16 protein-coding genes, 2 pseudogenes and 1 CRISPR repeat array are annotated in these 25,454 nt (G+C 40.4%); of the genes and pseudogenes, 6 read left to right on the top strand and 12 right to left on the bottom strand.

The window, feature by feature from the left end:
- Positions 1 to 840 precede the first annotated feature (840 nt).
- The 4 genes and pseudogenes from ACKTT2_RS20790 (at position 841) to ACKTT2_RS20775 (ending at position 5,762) form a co-directional block, all read left to right on the top strand.
- Entirely contained in the window at positions 841 to 2,076 is a 1,236-nt protein-coding gene (locus tag ACKTT2_RS20790; protein WP_407890347.1) for a sedoheptulose 7-phosphate cyclase, read from the top strand.
- Positions 2,076 to 2,909, top strand: a complete 834-nt coding sequence (locus ACKTT2_RS20785; RefSeq protein ID WP_407890346.1) for an O-methyltransferase — start codon at positions 2,076 to 2,078, stop codon at positions 2,907 to 2,909. The genes ACKTT2_RS20790 and ACKTT2_RS20785 overlap by 1 nt, the downstream gene beginning before the upstream one ends.
- An 82-nt stretch (positions 2,910 to 2,991) precedes the next feature.
- Positions 2,992 to 4,389: an ATP-grasp domain-containing protein gene (locus ACKTT2_RS20780; RefSeq protein ID WP_407890345.1), complete on the top strand. Its 1,398-nt coding sequence runs from the start codon at positions 2,992 to 2,994 to the stop codon at positions 4,387 to 4,389.
- Between the two features lie 39 nt (positions 4,390 to 4,428).
- A pseudogene (locus ACKTT2_RS20775) lies at positions 4,429 to 5,762 on the top strand (ATP-grasp domain-containing protein).
- Positions 5,763 to 5,783: 21 nt separating this feature from the next.
- Here the strand turns inward: ACKTT2_RS20775 and ACKTT2_RS20770 are convergent.
- The 3 genes from ACKTT2_RS20770 to ACKTT2_RS20760 all read right to left on the bottom strand — a co-directional run bounded on the left by ACKTT2_RS20770 (position 5,784) and on the right by ACKTT2_RS20760 (position 9,501).
- On the bottom strand, positions 5,784 to 7,016 hold the full coding sequence (locus ACKTT2_RS20770; RefSeq protein ID WP_407890344.1) for an MFS transporter: 1,233 nt from the start codon (positions 7,014 to 7,016) through the stop codon (positions 5,784 to 5,786).
- 24 nt (positions 7,017 to 7,040) lie between these two features.
- Positions 7,041 to 8,210 carry a TauD/TfdA family dioxygenase gene (locus ACKTT2_RS20765; RefSeq protein ID WP_407890343.1) on the bottom strand — a complete coding sequence of 390 codons (1,170 nt, stop codon included), beginning with the start codon at positions 8,208 to 8,210 and terminating at the stop codon, positions 7,041 to 7,043.
- Positions 8,211 to 8,484: 274 nt separating this feature from the next.
- On the bottom strand, positions 8,485 to 9,501 hold the full coding sequence (locus ACKTT2_RS20760; protein ID WP_407890342.1) for a DMT family transporter: 1,017 nt from the start codon (positions 9,499 to 9,501) through the stop codon (positions 8,485 to 8,487).
- 623 nt (positions 9,502 to 10,124) lie between these two features.
- On the opposite strand from ACKTT2_RS20760, the gene ACKTT2_RS20755 reads away from it, so the two are divergent.
- The gene (locus ACKTT2_RS20755) at positions 10,125 to 11,177 is read left to right on the top strand and encodes a methyltransferase (RefSeq protein WP_407890341.1); all 1,053 of its coding nucleotides are present in this window, start codon (positions 10,125 to 10,127) and stop codon (positions 11,175 to 11,177) included.
- Between the two features lie 148 nt (positions 11,178 to 11,325).
- On the opposite strand, the gene ACKTT2_RS20750 is transcribed toward ACKTT2_RS20755, so the two are convergent.
- The 7 genes from ACKTT2_RS20750 to ACKTT2_RS20720 all read right to left on the bottom strand — a co-directional run bounded on the left by ACKTT2_RS20750 (position 11,326) and on the right by ACKTT2_RS20720 (position 23,894).
- Entirely contained in the window at positions 11,326 to 14,781 is a 3,456-nt protein-coding gene (locus ACKTT2_RS20750) for a non-ribosomal peptide synthetase (RefSeq protein ID WP_407890340.1), read from the bottom strand.
- Between the two features lie 399 nt (positions 14,782 to 15,180).
- A complete protein-coding gene (locus ACKTT2_RS20745; protein WP_407890339.1) occupies positions 15,181 to 16,278 on the bottom strand; it encodes a choice-of-anchor A family protein in 1,098 nt (365 codons plus the stop codon).
- A gap of 452 nt (positions 16,279 to 16,730) precedes the next feature.
- Entirely contained in the window at positions 16,731 to 18,023 is a 1,293-nt protein-coding gene (locus ACKTT2_RS20740; protein WP_407890338.1) for an FAD-dependent oxidoreductase, read from the bottom strand.
- Between the two features lie 521 nt (positions 18,024 to 18,544).
- A CRISPR array of direct repeats spans positions 18,545 to 20,278; the repeat unit is 37 nt; unit sequence CTTTCAATTAAATGAAACCCGCTTGCGGGATTGAAAC.
- A gap of 161 nt (positions 20,279 to 20,439) precedes the next feature.
- A complete protein-coding gene (locus ACKTT2_RS20735) occupies positions 20,440 to 21,330 on the bottom strand; it encodes a phytanoyl-CoA dioxygenase (protein ID WP_407890337.1) in 891 nt (296 codons plus the stop codon).
- Between the two features lie 497 nt (positions 21,331 to 21,827).
- The gene (locus ACKTT2_RS20730; protein ID WP_407890336.1) at positions 21,828 to 23,051 is read right to left on the bottom strand and encodes a tyrosinase family protein; all 1,224 of its coding nucleotides are present in this window, start codon (positions 23,049 to 23,051) and stop codon (positions 21,828 to 21,830) included.
- 260 nt (positions 23,052 to 23,311) lie between these two features.
- Positions 23,312 to 23,614: a hypothetical protein gene (locus tag ACKTT2_RS20725; protein ID WP_407890335.1), complete on the bottom strand. Its 303-nt coding sequence runs from the start codon at positions 23,612 to 23,614 to the stop codon at positions 23,312 to 23,314.
- A 73-nt stretch (positions 23,615 to 23,687) separates the two neighbouring features.
- Positions 23,688 to 23,894, bottom strand: coding sequence for a hypothetical protein (locus ACKTT2_RS20720; protein ID WP_407890334.1), 207 nt, complete (start codon positions 23,892 to 23,894; stop codon positions 23,688 to 23,690).
- Positions 23,895 to 23,944: 50 nt separating this feature from the next.
- Between ACKTT2_RS20720 and ACKTT2_RS20715 the strand changes: the two genes are divergently transcribed.
- On the top strand, positions 23,945 to 24,304 hold the full coding sequence (locus ACKTT2_RS20715) for a hypothetical protein (RefSeq protein ID WP_407890333.1): 360 nt from the start codon (positions 23,945 to 23,947) through the stop codon (positions 24,302 to 24,304).
- Between the two features lie 334 nt (positions 24,305 to 24,638).
- Here the strand turns inward: ACKTT2_RS20715 and ACKTT2_RS20710 are convergent.
- A pseudogene (locus ACKTT2_RS20710) lies at positions 24,639 to 25,201 on the bottom strand (cupredoxin domain-containing protein).
- 33 nt (positions 25,202 to 25,234) lie between these two features.
- The coding region (locus ACKTT2_RS20705) for a hypothetical protein (RefSeq protein WP_407890332.1) at positions 25,235 to 25,454 on the bottom strand (220 nt) is incomplete at its 5' end.

The raw sequence follows: 25,454 nt of genomic DNA, 5'->3' as shown, positions 1-25,454 counted from the left end.
GTTAGCTTGTTACAAGTATCAGAAAATAGAGTGTTTACTTTAAGTGAGACATTAAAACTCTTCCCCCTGTCAAAGAATGAGAATCCTTACTAGTTGTTTTTGCTTGAATACCCGAATGATTTTTTGAGAAGCAGGGATGTTGTTGTCATGATTCTTATATTGTTGGGATAGCAGACTTAATTTTCTCTAATCATTAAAAAATTGTTAAGAAAATTAAACTATGTCTCATTTACATTTCACGATGTCAGCACTGTCACATCTTAAATCTAATAGTCAATAAGTATTATTAACTCCGCTTGATATTTTTTTGATGTACGATTTTAGCTGTGTCATGTTCTACCAGCAATTTTTTTGAGTAAAAATACTTAAACCATAAAAGAAGATGAAAATTTTTTTATATATAGGAGTCAATTATTTATAACAAATCTAACTTTTTTTATACTAGGGACAGATTTTTGTAATTTCTGAGAAAAAATCCGTTTAATGTTAAGCATTTATTATAAAACATGATATTTTGTTAAATAGGTTAGTTAAAACCATTGAGTAAAAACTCTATTCTTGTATCGGGATTTCTGCAAAACACCAGCAAGTAACCTGATATAAGAGATTTTGTCTCTCAAAAAGGCTCAGCAGTTTCATTACAAACTCACAAAAGTATGCTTGAAACCGCATTTGGGGAAGAAATAAGAGTCAATGCACACTTGTCTAATGTATTGGATGTTCCTTTTGGGTGATTTATTCAAAGGTACATCTAGGGTTTGATAGTGTGCAGATTTAAATTGCTTTGCGAATAGTCCCCTAATTTTATTAGGGGATATTGTCAACTTAGGGTCAATAAGAATGAGTACCGTACAAACAAAGTTTGAAGCTACTGACAGCGCTTTTCACGTAGAAGCTTACGAAAAGATTGAGTATAGCCTGGTTTATGTTGATGGGGTTTTCTCAATCAAGAATACAGAGTTGGCAGAAGTCTATAAAGATTTTGGTCGCTGTCTGGCTGTTGTGGATACAGATGTAAACAGGCTATACGGCGATCGAATGCAGGAGTACTTTGAGTATTACGGCATTGACCTCACAGTTTTCTCTATTACGATCGCTGAGCCAAACAAGACTGTTGAATCTTTCGAGAAGATTATAGATGCTTTTGCGGATTTCAGGTTGGTTCGGAAGGAACCCGTACTTGTGATTGGCGGAGGATTGATTACAGATGTAGCGGGTTTTGCTTGTTCTGCTTATCGTCGGAGTTCTAATTACATTCGTATTCCCACAACTCTCATTGGTTTGATTGATGCGAGCGTGGCGATTAAGGTAGCTCTTAATCACAAAAAGCTGAAAAACCGCTTGGGTGCTTATCACGCTTCTAAAAAGGTTTTCCTTGATTTCTCATTTCTGCAAACTCTTCCCACAGCACAAGTCCGTAATGGTATGGCGGAACTCGTGAAAATTGCTGTGGTTGCGAACAAAGAGGTTTTCGATTTGTTGGATGAGTATGGTGAAGAATTACTCCGCACTCATTTTGGTTACATTGATGCTGCACCAGAAGTTAAGGATATAGCTCATAAAGCGACTTATGAAGCGATCAAAACTATGTTGGAGTTAGAAATTCCTAACCTCCACGAGTTAGACCTCGATCGCGTAATCGCTTACGGTCACACTTGGAGTCCGACTTTGGAATTAGCTCCTCGCGTTCCCATATTCCACGGTCATGCAGTGAACATTGATATGGCTTTATCAGCAACAATTGCTGCAAAACGAGGTTATATTACTAACTCAGAACGCGATCGCATTCTCAGCTTGATGAATCGTCTCGGTCTCGCCCTAGATCATCCCCTGATGGAAGAAGAACTCATGTGGCGTGCGACTCAATCGATTATCCTGACAAGAGACGGTTTATTAAGAGCAGCAATGCCCAGACCCATTGGCAATTGCTTCTTTATGAACGATTTAACTCGCGAGGAACTAGCGGCGGCTATCTCGGAACACAGACATATATGCCAAAACTATCCTCGTGGTGGTGAGGGTGTAGAAATGTATCCAGATAGCTACAAGCCAGAACTTGTTGGGAGCGAAGTTTAATGTCTCAATCTCAAGTTGCTGAAAAACCAATCGCTCGACCTGTTACACCGTTAGGAATTTTAGCAAAACAGCTAGAAACTATTCTGCAAACCCTCGATGGGAAAACATCCGAGCAGCTAACAGCAGAGCTTGATTTAGCATGGAGTTTGGCTGCTGGTTTAGACCCTTACCTAGAAGAATGCACCACGAATGAATCTCCTGCTTTAGCAGAGTTAGCAAAGAAAACTGCCTATGAAGCTTGGGGTCAGCGCTTTGATGAAGGGGCTACGGTACGGGAACTAGAACAGGAAATGCTTTCCGGTCATGTGGAAGGACAGACTCTCAAGATGTTTGTTCATATGACCAAAGCTAAGAAAATCCTGGAAATAGGTATGTTCACTGGCTATTCTGCATTGGCAATGGCAGAAGCACTACCACCAGATGGAGAACTAGTGGCTTGTGAAATTGACCAATACACGGCAGAATTTGCCCAAGCTGCTTTTCAAGCATCTTCTCATGGAAAAAAAATCCGTGTAGAAGTGGGTGGTGCATTAGAAATTTTGCAAAAACTTGCAGCAGCTGGTGAAACATTTGACTTTGTGTTTATTGACGCCGATAAGAAAGAGTACGTTCAGTACTTCCACACTTTGTTGGAAAAAGAGTTGCTCGTTCCTGGTGGATTTATCTGTGTAGATAATACCTTACTTCAAGGTCAAGTGTATCTTTCCCCTGAGAACCGTACTCCAAATGGTGAAGCGATCGCTCAATTTAACCGTACCGTTGCTGACGATCCGCGTGTGGAACAAGTCTTGCTGCCATTAAGAGACGGGTTAACTATCATCCGACGGATTTAGATAGTGGTTAGTTGTTAGTTGATAATTGTTTGAACCACTAACCACTAACGACTAACCACTATCTACTAACTAACACCCCTTTATGACACAATCCCTTTCAATTTCTTCACCAGTCCCAACAACACCACCTGTTTCCGTAAAAGCACGTATTATTGCCCTGTTCCAAAACCTAGGTACGTTAACATTACTCTTGTTAGCATTACCTGTGAATGCATTTCTTGTTCTGATTGCCTTAATTTGGAATAGCTTAACTCGTCTTTTCAGTACCCAACAAGCGACAGTTGCACGCCCTAAAAATATCCTGATTAGCGGTGGCAAAATGACGAAAGCCTTGCAGCTTGCACGTTCCTTCAAGGCTGTAGGACACAGAGTTGTACTTATAGAAACTCACAAGTACTGGTTATCAGGACACCGATTTTCTAATGCTGTTTCTCGCTTTTACACCACTCCTACTCCACAGTACGATCCAGAGGCATACATTCAAGCCTTAGTAGACATCGTTAAGCGAGAAAACATCGATGTTTATGTTCCTGTTACCAGCCCAGTTGCTAGTTACTACGACTCTCTAGCCAAACCAGCACTATCGCCTTATTGCGAAGTCTTACACTTCGATGCTGAAGTGACGAAAATGCTAGATGATAAATTTGCTTTTAGTGAGAAAGCACGAGAGCTAGGTTTATCGGTTCCCAAATCATTCAAGATTACCAATCCAGAGCAAGTCTTGAATTTCGATTTTTCACAAGAAACTCGCAAGTATATTCTTAAGAGCATTCCCTACGACTCCGTGCGTCGCTTAGATCTGACTAAGCTACCCTGCAATACACCTGAAGAAACAGCAGCATTTGTAAAGAGTTTGCCGATCGCTCCAGAAAAGCCTTGGATTATGCAAGAGTTTATTCCTGGCAAAGAATTCTGTACTCACAGCACAGTCCGAAATGGAGAGTTAAGACTGCATTGCTGTGCGGAATCTTCGGCTTTTCAGGTGAATTACGAAAATGTTGAGAATCCTGAAATTCAAGCATGGGTGAAGCATTTTGTCAAGGGTTTGGGATTTACCGGACAAGTATCCTTTGACTTTATCCAAGCCGATGACGGGAAGGTTTATGCAATTGAGTGCAACCCCCGAACCCATTCGGCAATTACCATGTTCTACAATCATCCTCAAGTCAGTGATGCTTATTTGGGAACAGAGCCTTTAACCGAATCTTTACAACCATTACCCAACAGCAAGCCTACATATTGGTTATATCATGAAATTTGGCGGTTAACTGGGATTCGTTCTTTTTCTCAACTTCAAAATTGGGTAAGGAACATTTTCAGAGGAACTGATGCTATCTACAAGTTACACGATCCATTACCATTTTTAATGGTACACCACTGGCAAATTCCTTTATTATTGCTGAATAACTTATGGCAACTTCGAGGTTGGACAAGAATAGATTTTAATATCGGGAAGCTGGTTGAATTCGGTGGCGATTAAGCTTTTTTTAATTACTTTCAAAACAAAATTTTAGAGCTAATGATTCAATTACAATTTGTAAAGGCGCGTATTTTTGCAGTGTTCCAAAACTTGGGAACCCTTGCATTACTGGCGATCGCTTTTCCCTTGAACTGCATTGTCGTCTTAGCAGCGTTGCTATGGGATTCGATCGCTCGTCCGTTTCACAAGCAAGTGGTTTTAACCGAAAATCCCAAAAATATCTTGATTGGTGGCGGTAGGATGACCAAAACCGTTCAACTAGCGCGCTCCTTTCACGCTGCGGGTCATCGGGTAATTTTAGTTGACATTCACAAATACTGGTTATCCGGTCATCGATTTTCCAAGGCTGTCGCAGGCTATTACACCGTTCCTGAACCCCAGAAAGACCTAGAAGGCTACACTCAATCCCTACGTGCGATCGCCGAAAAAGAAAACATAGACTTTTTTATTCCGGTAGCCATTTTCGCCGTCAGCTACTTCGACCCCGAGGATAAGCCAGTGTTATCTGGCTGTTGCGAGATTTTCCACTTCGATGGTTGGATGATAAGTTTGCCTTTGCCGAAAAAGCACGCTCATTCGGTTTATCAGTTCCCAAATCCTTCAAAATTACCGCTCCAGAGCAAGTTCTAAACTTCGACTTTTCCCACGAGAAGAATAAGTACATTCTCAAAAGCATTCCTTACGACAGCCTGCGCCGCTTGAACATGACCAAGCTACCCTGCGACACTTCTGAGGAGACAGCAGCATTTGTCAAGAGTCTGCCTATCAGCGAGGAGAAGCCTTGGATTATGCAGGAATTCATCCCCGGACAGGAATACTGTACTCACGGTACCATACGAAATGGGGAGTTAAGACTGTACTGCTGCTGTGAGTCATCCGCCTTTCAAGTCAACTACGAAAATATTGATAAGCCTGAAATTTTACAATGGGTGAGTCATTTTGTCAAAGAACTGGGACTGACCGGAGAGGCTTCCTTTGATATCATTCAAGCTGTTGACGGAACTGTTTATCCGATTGAGTGCAACCCCCGCACTCACTCCGCGATTACTATGTTTTACAACCATCCAGGGGTAGCGGATGCGTACCTTGGTAAAGAACCTCTGGCTGAACCTTTGCAACCTCTACCTGATAGTAAGCCAACTTATTGGCTGTACCACGAAGTCTGGAGGCTGACTGGGATTAGATCGTTGAAGCAATTACAAACCTGGATAAGAAACGTTTGGCGGGGGAAAGAGGCAATTTTTGAGGTGGATGACCCCCTACCGTTCCTAATGGTACATCACTGGCAAATTCCTTTACTCCTTCTCGACAATCTACGAAGACTCAAAGGTTGGGTAAGAATAGATTTTAACCTTGGCGAGCTCATAGAGTGATATCATGTCTTTGTGCCCGTTCTATAAACTGGGCTTTTGCGCTAACCTAAGTAGAGGAATTAAAAACCAGCAGAAGGCTGTAAAGACTGCACTGATAATGACAAGGGTGGAAACTGGAACTCCGCGATCGTATAGATAACCACCCAAGATAGTACCGGGTTGTTTAACTAAATGATACACGGACATGAACACCGCATACGTTGAACCTTCTGCACCAACAGGACAGGCTCTAGCTGCAATTTCCAATACGCCTAGCATAGCTACTATGGAAAAAAATCCAAAAAATAGACTCACTAAGATAGCGCTTTGCATATTGTAAATAAATAACAGACCGAGGGTAGAAACAACACTGAAGCCAACAGCAAGATTGAGCAGCCACCGTCGTGAAATTCTGGAGGCAAAAATACCAAAAGCGATCGCGCCCAAAGCATTGGCAACAGCTTCAACCGTACCTAAAATCCCTATAAATTGAGGATCGAAATTCAAACTTTCTTTTTGATAATAGACGATATAATTAACTAAGGAGGGAATGAGAGTAAACTCCAAGCAAGCAATAAAGCCTAGAGCGGTTAGAAATTGTCGTGATTTTACTCCTAACCAAAGAGATTTTAAACCTCTTTGAAATGAACCTGTTTTTGGCTGCTTTTTTTCATCAGCAAGTAATACGATGGTGGCAATTAGACCAAGAAACGGTACAATTGCAGTTAGCAGAAAAGCGATTGATAAACTGGAATTTTGAGCAAGCCAGCCACCAATGTAATACAACAGCGCTTGTCCGAGACTCAAAGCCGTCCATTGAATTGCTTGTAAGAGAGCAGTATTGTTGAAAACTTTACCTTGAACGACCATTATTTTGTCTGTCAATACATCGCTAAAGGCTATAGCTATATTGACTAATATTAAGCCACCTATTAGTGGAGAAACTGTATTGAATTGTAAGCCACTTAATCCTAGTAAGACGGTAGTTGCTAATGTATAGCAAATCAAAAAATAGCTTTTGAACTGATAACCAAAAATTGGAATGGTATCTTCAATAATTCCATATAGCGGTCTGATTAGCCAGGGAGTAAAAATCAAACTGCTGAAGGTTGCTAACTGTGCTGGCGAAAGTCCAAGGTTATCTTTAAGATATATAGTCAGAGGAAGACCGAAAAGCCCTGGATAAGCCCCGTATGATTGAATTAAGTAAAACAGGATCATGATGCAAATAACTCTTTGCATTGCCTTGCGATCTTCTATGGTGTTGTTATACATGAGTTGATATTTTGAAAATGGGGACTAGCGATTGGAGACTAGGGACTGGGAGAGACTTTGTAATAAAGCTGGTTTCATGTCGTGAATGTTACACATATTTCCGAAAGCGGTAAGTATTTTACGCTTGAGTTTAGTATTCAGCCTACTATGGGCAACTTGTAAGTTATCAATGACAAGAACATCGCCTTGCTTCCAGGAAAAGATGGCAGCATTTTTCCATTCAGCTTTGCCTAATTCTTGTGCTTCTGCTTCTGTCATTGTTACATATCGATCGCTCTCGTTCACAAAATATGCATTCAGGGTACTCGTTCGTTTTTGCGAACCATCGACAACAGTTGCTGCTGTTGTTAATCCTTGTTGAATACTTTTATACAAGTTGGCTGGAAGGAAATCGTAATAGAGCCTTTTTCTCAATGAATACCGTTGTCTGAGGTTTCGATACCATTCACGACTGACTAAACAATCAACAATGCTAAGGCAAAAGCAGAGTTTGCTCGTTCTTGGGTGACTAAATAAAGGAATATAAGAACACTCAAAAGAAATGGAGCCATCTTTTTCCCAGTTAAAATCAAAGCCTTGTTTCTGGAGGAGTTCGGTAATCTCTTCGTGTGAAAGATCCTCGAAGACAATCTCTAATAAATGATAGGGAACATATCGCACAAATCGCTGAGGATAGTTGGCAATTTTGTGCTGTAACTTGGGAGAGAGGTCGTAAAATAACTTTTCAGTATTTATAATAGGGGTTTCGCCATAGCGATCGGGTTGAACTTGACAAAAGAAAGCAAGTATGCCAGGTCGCACTGGTACCATATTGAGTTCGTTGTGAGGAGCAATAATTGTATCTGGTGGAGCTTCAGAAGAGGTAAAGACTTTATCGGTTATTCTGACACGATGAGCGCTACCAAAGTGATAATGTGACTCAAGCTGGACGTGCAATAGCTCTAAAACTTTTTGAAATTGCTCTGCACTCTCCACTTCAAATCCCCGAAACAAAATAGCTCCGTATTTATCTAGCTGTTTATTGAACCAGTCGCTGCTTTCGTGGAGTCGTGCTTCTAAAACTGCAAAAGATTTGTCATTGACAGGCTGTACAACTAGAGGTAGTTCTGTTTCAGAACTCGAAAAGGTTTTCTCTTCATCCTGCAAAAACCGTAATCTTATGTTGTCTGAAATAGAAATTGGAAGATTTTGCATCGTCTTCATTAAGGTGAAACAACTGATTCTGATGGAAATGGGGACTGGGGATTGGGGAACTCGGACTCCCCTCCTTGTTGAGGGGCAATGGGGACTGGGAAAGAGACATTTTCATCCCCTGGTTGTGGGCTATTGCCTATGAGTGTCTAGCTTGAAAATAAGGCGTAGGGTGGGCAATGCCCATCGTTTGATGTTGGTAGGCATTGCCCACCCTACAAAAATTGGTATCATTCCCTACTCCCCATTCGCCATTTCCCATTCCCTCTTCTAGAGGTCAAGGGTTAGAGGCTAGGGAAGAGAGCTTTTCAGTGCTAGGTGGTAAGATTTTACCGCGCTCGCTTGACTTGATAACAGTTTCGCTAAATGAAGTTATATATATTCCTAACACAATTACCGCAAAACTTATCAAGGTAGCCCAGCTTGGGCTTTCTGAAAAGATAACCCAAGCTTCCTGAGAGCTAAGGACAGGTACGAACAAATCGCATAAGGAGACAAATCCTGAAGATAGCTTCTTGAGGCAATTAGCATAAAGCCCTAGCCCCAGTATTTGGCATATTAAAGCTAGAGAAATTACGGTTAACCACCCGCTTAAAGAACAGGGAAAAAGTCTATCTTCCGACAGAATCATAACAGGTAAAAGTAAAAGAGTACCGATCGCAGAACACCAAGTCATGATAACGATTGAACTCAATTGCGTTCGTAGTTCTTCAACGATAAGTGGGTATAGACCAAGAAAACCAGCTGACAGTAATGCTAATAGATCTCCTTGGAATTCTCCTCCAGTAGTAGATGAGAAATCATGGTATGCTAGGATGCAAGCTCCCGCCATTGCTACCAACATACCGAACATAAATCTCATGTCAAAGCGCTTTCCCCAGATCAGCCACCCTCCTAGGACGGTAAATACTGGAGCCAGATTGTGCATGAGCGTAGAGTTTGCAACGCTAGTCTGATTGAGCGACCAAGCCCAGAGAACAAGAGTAGCTACCATGACAAACCCAACTCCTAATAGGAGTACAAGTAGTCGGATGGTGTAAACTGGCTGTTTTTGAGGTTGGCTATTAGACAATCGCTGACGTATTGCTGTTACTCCCATCCACAGCAAAAAAGCAACAGTAGAGATCCAAAAGCGATTAAAGATTATTGCATTTGGACTGAGTTCGCCTTCGCCCAAGCGAATCAGAATTGGCGAAAAAGACAGAGCCACTAAGCTAATTAGCAATGAAGCAAATGCTGTCGTAGTTTGTGTTGCAAATAAATGTTCTTGTGGGAACTTCAGATTAACCTTCATTAATGTCTTCCAAAAGTGTTACTACTATGTGCAGAGGTATTTCTCGCTACTTTTTTACTTTTCTTGGTTTTACCCGTAAAATGTAAGTATTACGACAGCATTACTGTTAAGTAAACCGAATTTATATTTAAGTATAAGCTAGAAATGATGTTACTGTTATATCTGATTTTTATGATTTTATACCTGTGAATATGCTAGCGATGTTCGATACCGAACAAAACCCACTTTTCTCAAATGGGTGTGATATCATGTCAGACAAATTAGTTATCATAAAACCTCAGCAGACTTCTTCGCGTCTTTGCGACGGCAGGCGCTACAACGGGGGGAACCCCCGCAACGCGCTGCCTCGCCTTTGCATAAGGTAAATCATAATTGTTTAACCGGACATGATATGACGCCGACAAGTATTCCTCTTATCCTCACAGAGGCTTCATCGGAGCGAAGCGCAAGCTGTACTCAGCCTATCGCATCTAACATTGCAGGCACGAGAATGCCCGCTCCCACAAATACAAAAGCGGCGAGAAAGTTGATATGTAAGAGGGATAAAACTGCTAGAATAATAGTTTAATAACTCTAATGTAGATAAAGAGTAACATAAAATTTTTAATAAGGAGAAATAGAATTTGTTAGGAACCACCGCAGCATCCAAGAAGCTTGCTCAAATGATTTATGGCTACTGGCAAAGCCAATGCCTTTACATTGCAACAAACTTAGGTATACCTAACCTCCTACATTCAGAACCAATGGCTGTAGAAGCGATCGCAAAAGCAACCTCCACGAAAGTAGAAAATTTGTATGTTGTTTTGCGTGCTTTAGCTCATTTAGGTGTGTTTGTAGAAAAACCGGGACGTGTATTTGCAGCAACAGAACTCTCAGAACAACTGATAACAAACGCAGAACCTTCTCTGGGACATTTCCTACTCCATATTGCAGAACCTAGTATGTGGGATGCATGGAGGGAACTAGGGGATTCCTTGAAAACAGGGGAAGTGGCTTTTGAAAGAGCACATGGCAAGAAATTCTACGACTTCTTCATAGCAGAGAACCCTGAGAGTAGAAATCTGTTTAACAATGCCATGAGTTATTTAACGAATCAAGCAGTTGATTCGCTATTTGAAGTCTATGATTTTCACCAATTTGAGACAGTTATGGACGTTGGAGGCAATCAAGGTGCATTAATTGCTCATATTGTCAAAAAATTTGGCTGTAAAGGTATGTTGTTCGATCTACCCCATGAGGTTGAAACAGCTCCTACTTTCCTAGCAGAGCAAGGGCTGAATCAAGATGAAGTGCAAGTCATTGGTGGTAACGTCTTGGAGGAAGTACCAAAGGGTGCAGATGCAATCGTGATGAAGTATTTTCTCTCCGTCTTTAACACTAAAGACGCTATTCACGTACTAACTCGCTGTAGAGAAGCTCTGCCAGAACACGGTAAAGTTATACTTCTACAAACACTAGTGCCACCTCGTGGTGCGCCAGTAGAATATCCAGACGGAACTGTCCCAGCTCTTGCTGCAGTTCAAATGATGGTGACTAATCCTGGGGGATACTGGCGCACGGAACAGGAATATAAGGAGCTGTTTGAAGCTAGTGGTTTTCGATTAGAACAAGTCATTCACACGGGAACTAGCTTAACCGTAATGGAATTTAAACAATCTTCTCCAAAATCCCGCTAGACATCTATTGTTATGAAAACTTTTTCCCTAGCATTACCAATTTTGTAGGGTGGGCAATGCCCACCCTACTACAGGCATTGGCAAAGCGTACCAAAAGCGAGCGCTCACAAAAATAGAATGGTAACCTCTTTTTCCCAATCCCTAATCATCAAGCCAGACATAACTTCAACCATTCTGCCAAGACTTGTAGATAAGGTTCCAAGATGAATGTGTAGTGATTACCTGAAACATCAACTATCTTTATATCGCCCGCATCCATTATAGAGAATAATTCCACCCACACAAGGGTGGGATCGGGAGCCATGATATGCTTTTCTGTAGCCCTGAACACAGTAACTTTTCCTGGATAAGGCTGTTTCACATAGGAATAAGTAGCTTTTAGCGTTCCAACTAACACATCAACAATACGTCGGTTTTGATTTGATGATGGTAATATCTTGACTTCTACTGCCTTATCAAGAATGTATTCAATTTGTTCGTCAGCACTCAAGTGCTTAATTTCATCAGGAGTGACTAAATTATCTTGACCTAACATTCCACCAAAGTACCTAGAAAGAGCACCCACCAAGTAAGGAGCATCAATTTTTTTGTTTTTATCTAACAAAATTGGAACGTAGGAATCCAGTATTGCTAACAAAGAAACTTCCTGTCCTTGCTTGTGCAATTGTTGTGCCATTTCATAGGCTACAACTCCCCCAAATGACCAACCGCCAATTTGATAGGGACCTTGAGGTTGAACTTTCTGAATGGCTTGGATATACAATCTTGCCATATCCTCGATTCGCGTCAAGGGTTCTTCTCCTCCATGAAACCCCTGTGCTTGCAAGCCATAAAGCGGTTGGTCTGCACCTAGATAATGCACTAATCTAAAGTAGCACATAACATGACCTCCCGCCGGATGTACGCAGAAAAATGGCTGCTTGTTACCTTTTGGTTGGATGGGAATTAAGGGGGAGTTATCAAAAGTCTCTGAATTGGTATCGAGAAGGCGTCCAAATTTTTCAATAGTGGGATTGATTAGCACTAGTGATACGGGTAGTTCTTTACCAAAGTGCTTCTCAATAGAAGCTATTAAATGAATTGCTGAAAGAGAATTGCCACCAATTTCAAAGAAGTTATCTTTCACCCCGACTTGCTGAATGTTCAAAATCTCTGACCAGATTTTTGCTAATCTCCGTTCGGTATCGCTGCTTGGTGCGACAAATTGATTATGTTGGCAGAAGTTAGAAACTGTTGGCTTTGGCAAAGCACGACGATCTACTTTTCCACTAGGAGTTAAAGGTAATTTATCCAATGTCACAAAAGCTATTGGTATCATGTAATCCGGTAGCTTCTGTTTGAGAAAGTCACGCAAAGTTTCAGGAGTTGGAGTTTCGTGTTTACTAGTGATATAAGCTACTATTTGTTTTTCCGGGGAGCGGTACTCATTCAAAGTCGCTTCGCGAACGCAACGAACAATTACAACCGCTTCTTGTACTTGTGGATGAGTAGATAAAGTGTTTTCTATTTCTCCAAGTTCGATCCGATAACCTCGAATTTTTACTTGATTATCTATGCGACTAACGTACTCAATATTACCATCAGACAGGTAACGTGCTAAATCTCCCGTTTTGTAAAGACGGCTATCAAGTGAGAAAGGACTATCTATAAATCGTTCAGCAGTCAGTTCGGGACGGTTGAGATAACCGCGTGCAACTCCAACACCACCTATATACAACTCGCCGATCGTTCCCACAGGAACTGGTTGAAGAAAGGAATCTAATATGTAGATTTGCGTGTTGGCTATAGGACGCCCGATAGGGACTAACGCACGAGATAGTAACGATACTTCTACTTTACAAACAGTTGACCAAATAGTAGTTTCAGTCGGTCCATAAAGATTCCAGACAGCAGCACCTTTTTCTAACAAATGCTGTGCCAAATCGCTAGTTAAGCCTTCCCCACCACAAAGAATTTTCAGTTGAGGAGAACCATTCCACTGAGCAGCAAGCAACATTCGCCAACTTGCTGGTGTGGCTTGCATCACTGTCGCACCAGAAGTATTAATTAGCTCTTTGAGCAGCTTACCATCGCTCGCCACTTCGCGAGTAGCCAACACCACTCTAGCACCTGTAATCAAGGGCAGGTATAGCTCCAAGGCAGCAATATCAAATGATATTGTAGTCACTGCCAAAAGTACATCCGACTCAGTGATTCCAGGTTTATGCTGCATGGATTTTAAGAAATTGACTACAGCACTGTGAGGAATTACCACTCCTTTAGGCTTACCAGTTGAACCGGAAGTGTAAATAACGTAAGCCAAATTTTTGCCAGTGATATCTGTTATGAGGTTATCTTTGCTATGGGTAGCGATTTTTTCCTTATCCGCGTGTAAACAGATGACTTTTCTATATTCATCATCAGCAAATAACTTTCGATCGCCAGTCAGTAATACTGGTACTTGAGAATCGCTTAAGATTAACTCTAAGCGTTCTTGTGGATAACCAGGATCTAGAGGTAAGTAAGCAGCACCAGCTTTCAAAATCCCTAAAAGTCCTACCAGCATATCCAAAGAGCGATCGATGCAAACACCCACCAATACTTCTGGCTTAACTCCTAGTGTTTGTAAGTAACGTGCTAATTGATTGGCTCTTTCGTTCAGTTCGCGATAGGTAAGATGTTCCTCTGCAAAAGAAACTGCAATCGCATTTGGCGTTCGCTCGACTTGTGCTTCAATTAATTGATGAAGACATAAAGTAGGGTCACAGTCAATCTCAGTGGTATTCCATTCAACCAATATTTTCTCTCGTTCTCTCTCACTAAGTAATGGTAACTGAGCGACTGACTGTTCTGGATCTGATACAATACTTTCTAGTAAATTCTGGAAATGTTCGCTTATTTGAGCAGCGATCGCTTCATCCAACAGACCGCTGTTGTACTTAAAGGAACTCTGTAATGATTCAGAAAGCTGAATGACTTCTAAGCTTAAACCAAATTCAACTTTTTGCTGCGAGTGTTCCCTGTCTTCTAGTTCTTGGTTTGTCATCTGCCGATTGGCTAATGTCTCAAAGAACTTTGATGTGGCTTCTGATTTATTTCCATTTTGGAAAGTAAATAAAGCTTGACAGATAGCTGAATAGCTTGGGTTAGACTTTGATTGTAATTCTTCTACTAACAATCTAAACGGGTAGTCTTGATACTTCCTTATTTCTGAAACAGTATGATTAACTTGACTTAAAAAGTTTTTAAATGAAACCTTTTCTGAAATAAAATCTCGTGAAATAACTACATTAGCAAAGTTGCTCGTTACTTCTCCACATTGAGAGCTATCTTGCTGATTTACTAGCAAACCAACCAGAATATCTGTTTCATTTGTATAACGGTAAAGCAGAACTTTAAATGCTGCTAAAAGAAGGCGATCGAGACTAATATTTTCAGAGAAAGCGAGTTGCTTTAATAACGCAGTTAATCTATTATCGATTGCAAAGGTGTATGAAAAGTCATTGGAAGTTTTTACAGAAGAGCGAGGTGAACTAGTAGGTAATTCGAGTAAAGGTAATTCCCCAGATAAGTATTCTTCCCAATATTCTTTCAGCTTCGAGATAGAAGAAAATGATGCTTTCATATCTAATGACTTATTTGCGAGCGATCGCAGATCCGACTGTTAATTTCTTGTACTTATATGGGAGGCTTACTCCTGCCCTGTTTAAGAATATCACAAAATTAAGTAGCTCTACACTCAATAGGTAGGAGAAATAGAGATACATTCTAGAGTATAATAAAACTAAAATTCTTACCAATGATGGATGACTAATAAGTCTTAGGCGGCATTGTAGGTCAGAATATACTTCCCATTCATAGCAGCTTTATTAAAAAAAGCGACTAATTTTGAATAAGTTAAAATTAATATATAGCCAGAATCGACACTCTTTCATGGTATAGATTCTGGCTCAACCTAAGTATATGGTTGATTGATTTTGAGAGCAAATATCTTGCAAATTTTGACAAACATCTCAAAGCAATTTCATCTCATACGCTTGCGGCGAATCAAACTCATTGTAGCAGCCATCAAACTCAAACTTGCCACAGTCGCTGGTTCAGGAACTGTTGTGGTTTGAGAATTGCTATTAGTTGTTGTATTGCTAATAGTACTATCAACTACAGTATCATTGCTACCAGTAGAGGTATTGCTATCAGTTGTGCCACCAGTGGAGGGAGCGCCACTAGTTGTGCTATCAGTAGAAGTATTGGTATTAGTGGATGGCATATCAGGTAAAGTACCTGTAAATTGATAATCGTGATATTCTCCACTTCCTTCCGATGAAGCCACAATGACTTGACCATTCACTTCACCATATGTGGTTTTCAAGTGCGCTAGAGGTGCAAGAATACTGCCTTGAAAACCTATGTTTGTTAGTTCAATGCTAGTAGCCTCATAGAAATTAAATAAAACTTTCTGCCTCAAACCGGACATAAGATTATTAGAAAAACCAAAGTTTTTCATGGAGATATTTGTACCGCCGATATTGACGATGAGGCTAGAAGTGGAAGGTCCGTTAATGCTGAAATTATTAACATAGTTGTTTGGTGCAAAAACATTTTCATTAATCTTAAAAATGTTTAAATCTGAGCTGCTCCCTTGTAATTCGATTCCTCCCCAGTTATGAACAGTTGTAGTAGCGTTAGGAGTTAAACCCGCTAAATATGCAGATAGACTTTTTAAGTGTTGTCCAGCAGCAGTGAAGTCAATTGAGTTATCTTGTCTGATACTACCATTTGGAGTACTGACTGTTGGAGCAGAACCCGTACCATATACAACATTACCGTTAAATACCTGACCACCGTTGTAAATTAATGTACCACCAACAATTATATCGTCTCTCGTACCATGTGAATTAGTGAGTCTATCTCCCACACCATAGTTAGTTAATGTCCCATTCCCACCTATAGCAACTCTACCTTCGGTATCAGATGATTGTTTCATATCTCCAAGAACAAAGGCGTTGAAATCTGAAGCAATACCTAGTGTAGAAGCGTTAGCATAACCGGAAAAACCCAGAATGCAAGTCGTTACGAAAGGAACTGCAAATTGAGTAAGGCGTATCAATTGTTTGGTTGTCATTTTTAAAACTCTTTATCTGATGTCTCTGACATAAATATCGTCTTCTATTTCCAAAGATGACTACAAAAATTGATTATCTTTAATAGAAAAAAATAATTGAGACGTATATGTTAAAGAATTGGTTTAAAAAACTAAGAATCAGTAATCTACCTGATGTGGATTCTAGATTTATATACCATTTAATTTATGTAAGAGTTAATACTAAATACAGCAGATTTCAACTTGGGGAGGTACAAAAATTACCCCTCTCTGTCCCCCCTTGCCAAGGGGGGATGAAAGCAGTTGTACCTCACGAACGTGGGAACTGCTGTAACTCTTTTAAACGGGAGCATCCCAATTTGGAAAAAAGCGATTTAAGATTGACTTTATAAATAACCTCTAAAGATATTAAAGGGGGGTAAATTCAACTTGTGTATACACTGTAGCTTTTTAAGGGGGATAGTGAGTGAGACTTATTGAAGAGAAGCATTGGATTTTCTAACTTTAGAGATCCAACCTTTGTATAAATCCAAAATATCTGAATAGGGAGTTGTTGTTTCAAATATCAACTCAGAAAGAGGAGGTATAAAGTATTGTGGGAATACTTTGTGTAGAAATCGAGCAACGCTCTCTCTTAAAGCAAACTCAATAAATAGTCTTGTTGTTGAAGGAAAAGCGTTATCGCCAAGCTCAACCAAAGCAAGAGCATCCTGCTTTCGACGAACAGTAAATTGTTCTATCGCTAATAAAAAATCATCAGAATATTCGTTCAACAAAGCATCTAACAAAACCACATCTTCCAAAGCCGCATTGCAACCTTGACCTATAGAAGAAGATACGGCATGAGCAGCATCTCCTATCAACAAAACGCTATCACCCTCATGATAGCGATCGCAACGGATTGTTAAAATTCTTGATGTTGGTCTAGCCAGAAAAGCCTCAGCCTCCTCTTGTGGCATGAGTTGAGCGACTTCTGGAAAATTACTTTGAAAAAATTGGCAAACTTCATCCGTCGTAGAAAGAGAATCTACCTGATTCTTGTTATGGAGAAATAGAATGACACCACCCATTCCTCCAAACCGTTGATGCAATAAAACCACCAATGTGCCATCTTTGAGTATCCACGAGTGAATTTTGCCTTGTTCTAAATTGATTTTTGCATCTTTAGGAGGAGGAAGAAAAATCGATTTATAGTTGTTGGGAACATACTTTTGTTCGCAATGAAAATCCTTAGTGCGTGCAAAGTGTTCTCTCACAACAGAGCGCGAGCCATCTGCACCAATTAAAATATCGTAATCAACCTCAAAATCCGTTTCCGACTCCAAGTTCTGAAATTTTAGCTTCTTCGCTGTAAAATCCACATTAGTGCATTGGCAATCGAAGTGAACGTCGATGTGGCTACTATTGTATCTTTCAGTTACCTTTTCTAATAAAACTATCGCTAAACTAGTGCGATCGAGAGTCGTCAGAGCTTTTTTCCTATTCGTTACCCGTTGCTTGCCATTCCTTTGGTGAAAAATCGTTCCAGTCATTTTCAGGCTAATAGCTTCAACCGCCTCCTCCAAACCCTCAATATTTCTCAAAGCCCTCATACCTCTTTCATTCAGGGAGATAGGAAAGGTTCTGGAGTTTGAGAATGGGACTTTTCTTGGATCGCTACGGCGGTCATAAATATCAATTTTATATCGCTCGCCACGGCGTAACAGGTAATGAGCAAGCAAAAGCCCGCTAGGTCCCGCACCAACAATCGCAACTTTCTTCACCATAACTTTTATCAATAGCGACGTCAACAAGAGCCGCTTTCCTGGGATGATAACAGTTTTCTGAGAGTCAGAGGTTGAAGAGTTGGGAAAATCTAACTGACGATAGAATTAGCTATTCCGTCGCTATCCTTGCCAGCCTCACTAATCGTCCAGATTAACTAACACATTCCATCTCGCGATAAAATACAACTTATGTGTAAAAGTTACTGAAGGCAGAAGATTTTACTCAAATCTCCACATTCTAGATATAGGCGCTAAAAAAATAATTACCTACGGTTTCAACAAACCTCGACAAGACGATGCCATTATTTTATCATGAAGACACAGATAAATTTTGGCAAGGCGAAGCGCGGTCGAAAAACCGGGGGGTACTGCCAAAACTTCAGAACCTTGACAATGTAATAGATACAGCGTTTTATGGTAGTTCTCGCTGTGAGCGAACGAAGCCTGAAATGAACTTTTGAGAGAGCTTTGCCAAAATGCAGCGCAAAACTCTTTCTAAATCCTCGTTTCAGACCCCAGCCCTTTCAATTAAATGAAACCCGCTTGCGGGATTGAAACCAAAAGAAGAGAAGCAGCGCGTTGAAGAATTGCAAACTTTCAATTAAATGAAACCCGCTTGCGGGATTGAAACCTTTGTACAATGCGATTGATATAGCATCTTTGTACATCTTTCAATTAAATGAAACCCGCTTGCGGGATTGAAACAATCTTCAGTGCTCCATTATCCGACCACTCATAAACCTTTCAATTAAATGAAACCCGCTTGCGGGATTGAAACGTCTAACCAACAATATGATTTGGTATGAGCTATTTAGCTTTCAATTAAATGAAACCCGCTTGCGGGATTGAAACACTTAAGATAAACTTTTGCCCAATAACAATGTCTTTTGCTTTCAATTAAATGAAACCCGCTTGCGGGATTGAAACCGTTAGACCGCTATCGGAATGAGCTAATAGAGCTAGACTTTCAATTAAATGAAACCCGCTTGCGGGATTGAAACAGAATTGTTAAATGTCCACTGCTGAAGGACAATCAATCTTTCAATTAAATGAAACCCGCTTGCGGGATTGAAACTGTGATGAGTGTGCCCTCATTTGTGCGGTATCTACTTTCAATTAAATGAAACCCGCTTGCGGGATTGAAACCCGTTGACGGAGGATTTATGGGAGAGTCAGCAGCAGCTTTCAATTAAATGAAACCCGCTTGCGGGATTGAAACCTTACAGGAATAGCGGTCACATCATGAGTTCCGATCCAGCTTTCAATTAAATGAAACCCGCTTGCGGGATTGAAACCTAACAGCGAAAATACTGGGCAACATAGCGACGGTGCTTTCAATTAAATGAAACCCGCTTGCGGGATTGAAACATTGAAAGCAGCGATTAATGCTACGAACTGGTGCTGGAGCTTTCAATTAAATGAAACCCGCTTGCGGGATTGAAACTTTTAGTCGTGCTCGATTCTTGCTTTGAGTCAAGCAATGCTTTCAATTAAATGAAACCCGCTTGCGGGATTGAAACTTTCGAGAATAACCGCGCCCTCGATGTTTGGCAACCCATCGGCTTTCAATTAAATGAAACCCGCTTGCGGGATTGAAACAATCCCCACACGTTACCTGAATGCTACTCAGATCTTTCAATTAAATGAAACCCGCTTGCGGGATTGAAACGAATTGGCTGATCAACACCGCCTGCAGGCGATCGCCACTTTCAATTAAATGAAACCCGCTTGCGGGATTGAAACCCGTCAAGTTAGAGGCAATAAATCCATACGTGCATTCTTTCAATTAAATGAAACCCGCTTGCGGGATTGAAACGATTCATGAGATCCGAACAATTGCAAACTGCACCGTGACTTTCAATTAAATGAAACCCGCTTGCGGGATTGAAACCTTTTGAGCAGTCTAAAGACATGACCAACTCCTCTTTCAATTAAATGAAACCCGCTTGCGGGATTGAAACCTAATTGCCGCTTTTTTATCTAGTAAATCGAATAAAACTTTCAATTAAATGAAACCCGCTTGCGGGATTGAAACACCCCACAAATACTACTACTCAATGGATGGGTGTAGTCTTTCAATTAAATGAAACCCGCTTGCGGGATTGAAACGACCTCAATACAACAAATTGTTTAAGCGGCTTTGGGACTTTCAATTAAATGAAACCCGCTGGCGGGATTGAAACCGAATACCAAATGTAGGGTCTGTTCTACCAAAATCCTTTCAATTAAATGAAACCCGCTGGCGGGATTGAAACCATTGAGTAAAATCTAGCGGAACTGAAACTCGACCCAGATTATTAGGCATCTTATCGATTCCTCACTCAGCCTTTGACGATCGCACGCTCGCAGCTCAGCTTTCAATTAAAAATGCTGGGTAAAGTGAAAGTTCTGTAGTGCAGAGCGCAAGGTTATAAGATTATTTGAAGGTTAGAGTTTTTTGCTGACTCAGTAGTGGTGTGGCTGGATATGTCACTGAATCATCTGGCAAAAGTAACTCAGCTCTGGGATAAGTATCATCCCAATATTGAGTGCAGAGATCTGGTCTCTCAGGGGGATTAGCTGTATAACAGAAGAATAGCGTTGAGCGAGTCTGTGTACGTACTGTACCGTGATGTAAAACATTTTTTGTATCTACAAGAACAATCGTACCTGCTGAACCCGGACAAGATTTCCAAGCTGATTTGGGAATAGCTTTTTCTACATCTTCATCATCTATACCCATATAACTTGACTTCCAAAGTTTGTAATAAAGTTGGTAATATTGCCAACTAAATACAGAGGTTAAAGAACGTGGAATGTATTGAAATGCTCCATGTTGTTCTTCTACATTATGCAAGTAAAGGAAAATCTTGATTAAACGCCGATCTTCTGCATCGCTGTGCCATAGTAATGTACCGAATTGGCGCTCGCTGGGAAAATCTTTCCGTAAATGTACGCCATGAAAAGTAATAGGAAGACCAATATAATTTTCTATAATGTTGAGTAATCTTTTTTCTGTTGCCCAACGAAAGAACTCTGGTAAACCTGTAACCGTGTGAATTTGTGGCCATCTTTCATCGAGATGCTCATTATTTAGCTTTTCCATACGAGACAACTGACATTCGGCAGCTTTAAGCAGTTCTGAGCTTGAATTTAATCCTAAATCTGCAACTGTTGTTACGCAAACGCCATCACGTTTAAGAGTATCAACAATCCACCGATCTCTTTCTTCCAATGCTGGCAAATTTTTCTTATACTTCCAACGCGCAATTTGACACATTGAGTCAGAGTACACAGCCAGCATTTTACGTTTAATAGAATTGAACATGATATATGTCCCTTTAAACTTTAATATTTGTCAGTTAGAAATTGAGGCGGCTCTGTTCATAATCCATATTTCATGAACTTTATCCGGATACTTACAAAAATAAAAAAGTAGGGATAAATTGCCAATCTTCTTTGCGGATACGACAAAATTTTCATGAAATATATAAGTAATTATGCTGAGAAAGCAATTAGCATTTCACCCAAAAAATCTACATATTTATTCTTTAAAGATTGGCAAGCTTTTATCTAAAATTACAAACACAAGTACTGATACTTTAAAAACGACCACCTTATTTTTTAATTAATTATAAATACTTCTAATATTAGATTCTTATTGAAAACTGGTATACAATACTGTTCAAATAAGACAAATTAGCTCTAGCAAGATTTTATGTAAAGACGCGCCATGGCGCATCTTTACTTTTGCAAATGTTGATAGAATTAGCTCTGTATAAAGAAGACTTCTCAACTCAAACCTTGTTGATGACTAACATATTATTAGTGAAAAGTTTTGAAAGAGTATTTGACAAGAGTGTCATAAGTATAGCCATACTTTCGGAGAGACAATGTATCTTTGGGTCTGACAATATCATCAGGTGCAATAACTGGTAAGTAGGGACGTATATCAATGCTACCAACCGACCCTGGTATGGAATCACCTCCATCCCAAGGCCATATCTTGTCTTTAAGATTGTGTCCATATAGTTCTGTACCCGGAATAGCATAAAACTTGCTGCCTTGGCGACCATTATTCTGCCATTCTGCCCAAAGACGATCTACGTTGGCATGAAGCAACCAGAAAACAGGATCGTTAGGAGAAGCCGGAACATTGTTCAAAGTGCTTCGTAGTGCGGGACCCGGACCAATAGGATTTTGTATATTGCCATCCAGCAATGCATGAATGAGGTTATGATTGCATGGTTCTCGCTCGCATCGTTGTTCGACACCATTCACATCGACGATAATCTGTCCTTCAACGAAAAGCTGAAATGTCTTATAGTCTTTAGATTGGAGTATTCTGTCTGTTTGTTCTTTATCTAAGGGGAATCCCAGAACGCCGGGTGCAGATTGTGGAGGTAAATAGCGTATGAGTGACGTACCTAAAGTTTCAGCTGTGTCTATTTTAAAATGCAATTCTGGAATTAATGACCAGCCGTTAGCTTCAGAAAAATTACCAGACACCACGCGACCCCCTTCAAGCTTCTCTCCATTTGGAAGGTCAACAAAATCTCCTGAACCATTTGACCCCAAAAAGTCGGGGTCGAAAATAACATCAACAGATCTAGGATCTGCCCAATCCCAGTAGGGGATAGTGACTTTAGGGTTGACTGACTGCAAGGCTTTTTCCAATCGGTTTAAATATTCACGATGCCAAGGTAGAAAACCTCCATTTTCGTGAGCCGCGTCAATTCCTGAGGCCAAACCTGTGGGAGGTGTATCCTGTGGTAGCGTAACTAAACCACCCAAATGCATTGTTGTGAATGACATTGCTCCCATGTGAATACCAACAAACTCGTCGTAGATACTGACATTTTTGTTGTTAGTACCAGGTCGTGTTTTTAACTCTTTAATAGCATTAACAAAGTCTAATTTTTCCTGTTGTGTTAGGTTAATAACGTTCTTTCTCACTGAGACGACATCTTTTGCCGGAGTATTTGTTGCCGTCATAATAACTATCAAGGCAACACTTAATGCTATGATGATTTCTCGCAAGTATTTCATGAGTCCTGTATTATTACTAGCGTAATCTTCATGACTTATACAGTGTTTTAGTAAAAACGCACAAGAATAGTAATCAATTCTTTACAAGTTAAATAAAGATGCCTGAGAAGAAAAAACCTTTTGTTGAGTATGTGTCTTTAGCTACCCACTCAAAATAAACGGGCGAGGACGCCCGTACTACAAGAAACTATTTTACTAGAACCTATTCTACAATAAAATACTAGGTTCATTTATTTGAAAATTGTTTTGAAATTCGATACTTATTGACCAATTCCAAGACATGATAAAGTATTTTTCACATCTCCCCAATTAAGTCCACAGTAGTAGTATTTATTCTCTAATAAGTTTGCCAAGTAATATCCTGGCTTACCTCCATTGATTCGGAATAACTCAATGGCAACTTTCTTTTTTGTCGTACCAAACATGAATTCAATATCACCCTCGCTTGGCAAATTTAAAGGATTGTAAAATACTCTGCCTTTCAGGAAGTGCCAATAAGACTTTTCTGAAGTGATATTGCGTTGAATCACTCGGTATTCAATAGGGTAAACTATTTTTTGCATATCTGCTCCTAGGATAAACTGCAATTAGGAAAGCCCCCAAGGGTTAGTTGGAGGCCACTTGGAGGTTTAGGGATTAGCGTTGGCTGCTACCGTTTTCCTCTTCTTCGTCCCCCCGGATGTCGAGGTCATCCAAGATGTCCTCTCTATCTACTGGAGTTTCTTGTCCCGATACGGGATCTATCTCAACCCAGATTCGTTGTTTGAACTGGAATTGGAAGATGCGGAAGACGGGCATCCAACCTTCGCCTCTCCCATTGCGACTTTGATTTGGGTCTGTCAATTTATTGCCTCCTGTGAGGGTTTCATTTTTTGTTGTCCCTCATAGTTCAATTGTCTTCCCTGTTAACAGGGGATACAATCCCCAATCCAAATTCTCAGGAAAAAATTCAACAATTCAAAAACCTATTAATCGCAGTTAACTGGGATTTATGTCATAATGTTGAAGTGGCGATCGCATCCATCTACTGTATGTCAAAAGGCAATCCCAATCCGGTTCAAACAAAAGCGTTTATTAGCAAGCAGTTTCAAGCTTATGGGGAGATAGATAGCATTCCTCTCTCAAAAAAAGTAACAGGTATTAGACTCCCGCAAGATGTGCATGAAGCATTGCACGGGCTACCTGCAGAAGATAGAGTGAGTTACCTGCGGCGTATCATTTCAGAAGCGGTAAGACGCGATTTGATTTCATAAAACTCTCTATCATTCTTTACAGAGAGAAAAATTTTATACCTTACAGTCTAGTTCTGCACTTGCTTCCTCAGTCTCCCATTCCACCACAATTTCTCATCTATCTGGAGAGTCAAGAGGAAAAATAAAAAACATGAAAAAATCAATCACAGATAACCATATCAAAAAGTTCTAAGTGTAGGCTTCCGGTACTTAGAACTTTTCAAGACAAATGCACAAAGGTATTTTATCGCCGTGTATCTGGAATTTATTTAAATTAGGCTGAGATTTTTGTCTTCAACTTATATCATTCAGTCTCTCTTATTAAACATTAATTTGAGTAGGAACTATTTCTTTACTAGTGGCTGCGGTTTGGACTGCGATCGCGAAGCGCAAGCCGTACCCGGCTTATCGCACCACGAAACATATTCATTCCACAGCTAAAGAGATAAGTTCCTGGTTTTTTGGGTGTAAATTCTACAGAAGTTACTTGATTAAGAGGTAAATCAGCGGCAATGTGAAAGTCTGGAATCACAACTTGTTCTAAACAACTGCTAGGGTCTTTGCGTTCAAATTTCAGTCGTACTGGTGCCCTGCTCGTACCACAATTCGACTTGGATCGTATCCCCCATCGACGGTGACAGTTACCTCCTGAATATTCCCATCTGTTGCAACTGCTTTCTCAGACTTAGGTTTACTTAGCAAAAACCACCAAAGTTGTAAGCCAATTAGTCCCAACCCGCCGAGGGTGACGGCTATTTTGCTCGCTAATGGCTGCTCGATACGTTGAAATTGATTGATTTTGACTGTTGTAGATGAGTGTGTATCATGGGATGTTTGTGCGACTGCTTCACCAGATGCAATTCCTAATAGAATGCCTAAACTGGCTATACTACCAATGAATGCTGTTTTGTTCGCCATTGAAAAACCTCCTGCCCAAATGAAAGTAAGTTGTTAGTGTGTTTTTGGTTGAAAGTTACGCAAACGCAGCGCATTAGTGACTACGGAAACCGAGCTAAAAGCCATTGCTGCACCAGCGATGATGGGGTTCAGCAACCAACCGAAGATGGGGAAAAGAATCCCGGCGGCGATGGGAATACCAGCAACGTTGTAGATAAAAGCGAAGAATAGGTTTTGGCGAATGTTACGAATTGTGGCGCGACTAAGTTGAATT

This window comes from Scytonema hankhaensis NUACC26 (assembly GCF_045865695.1).
GTDB lineage: Bacteria > Cyanobacteriota > Cyanobacteriia > Cyanobacteriales > Nostocaceae > Scytonema.
The sequence above is the reverse complement of the archived record's forward strand: the minus strand, read 5'-3'. Positions and strand labels throughout refer to the sequence as shown.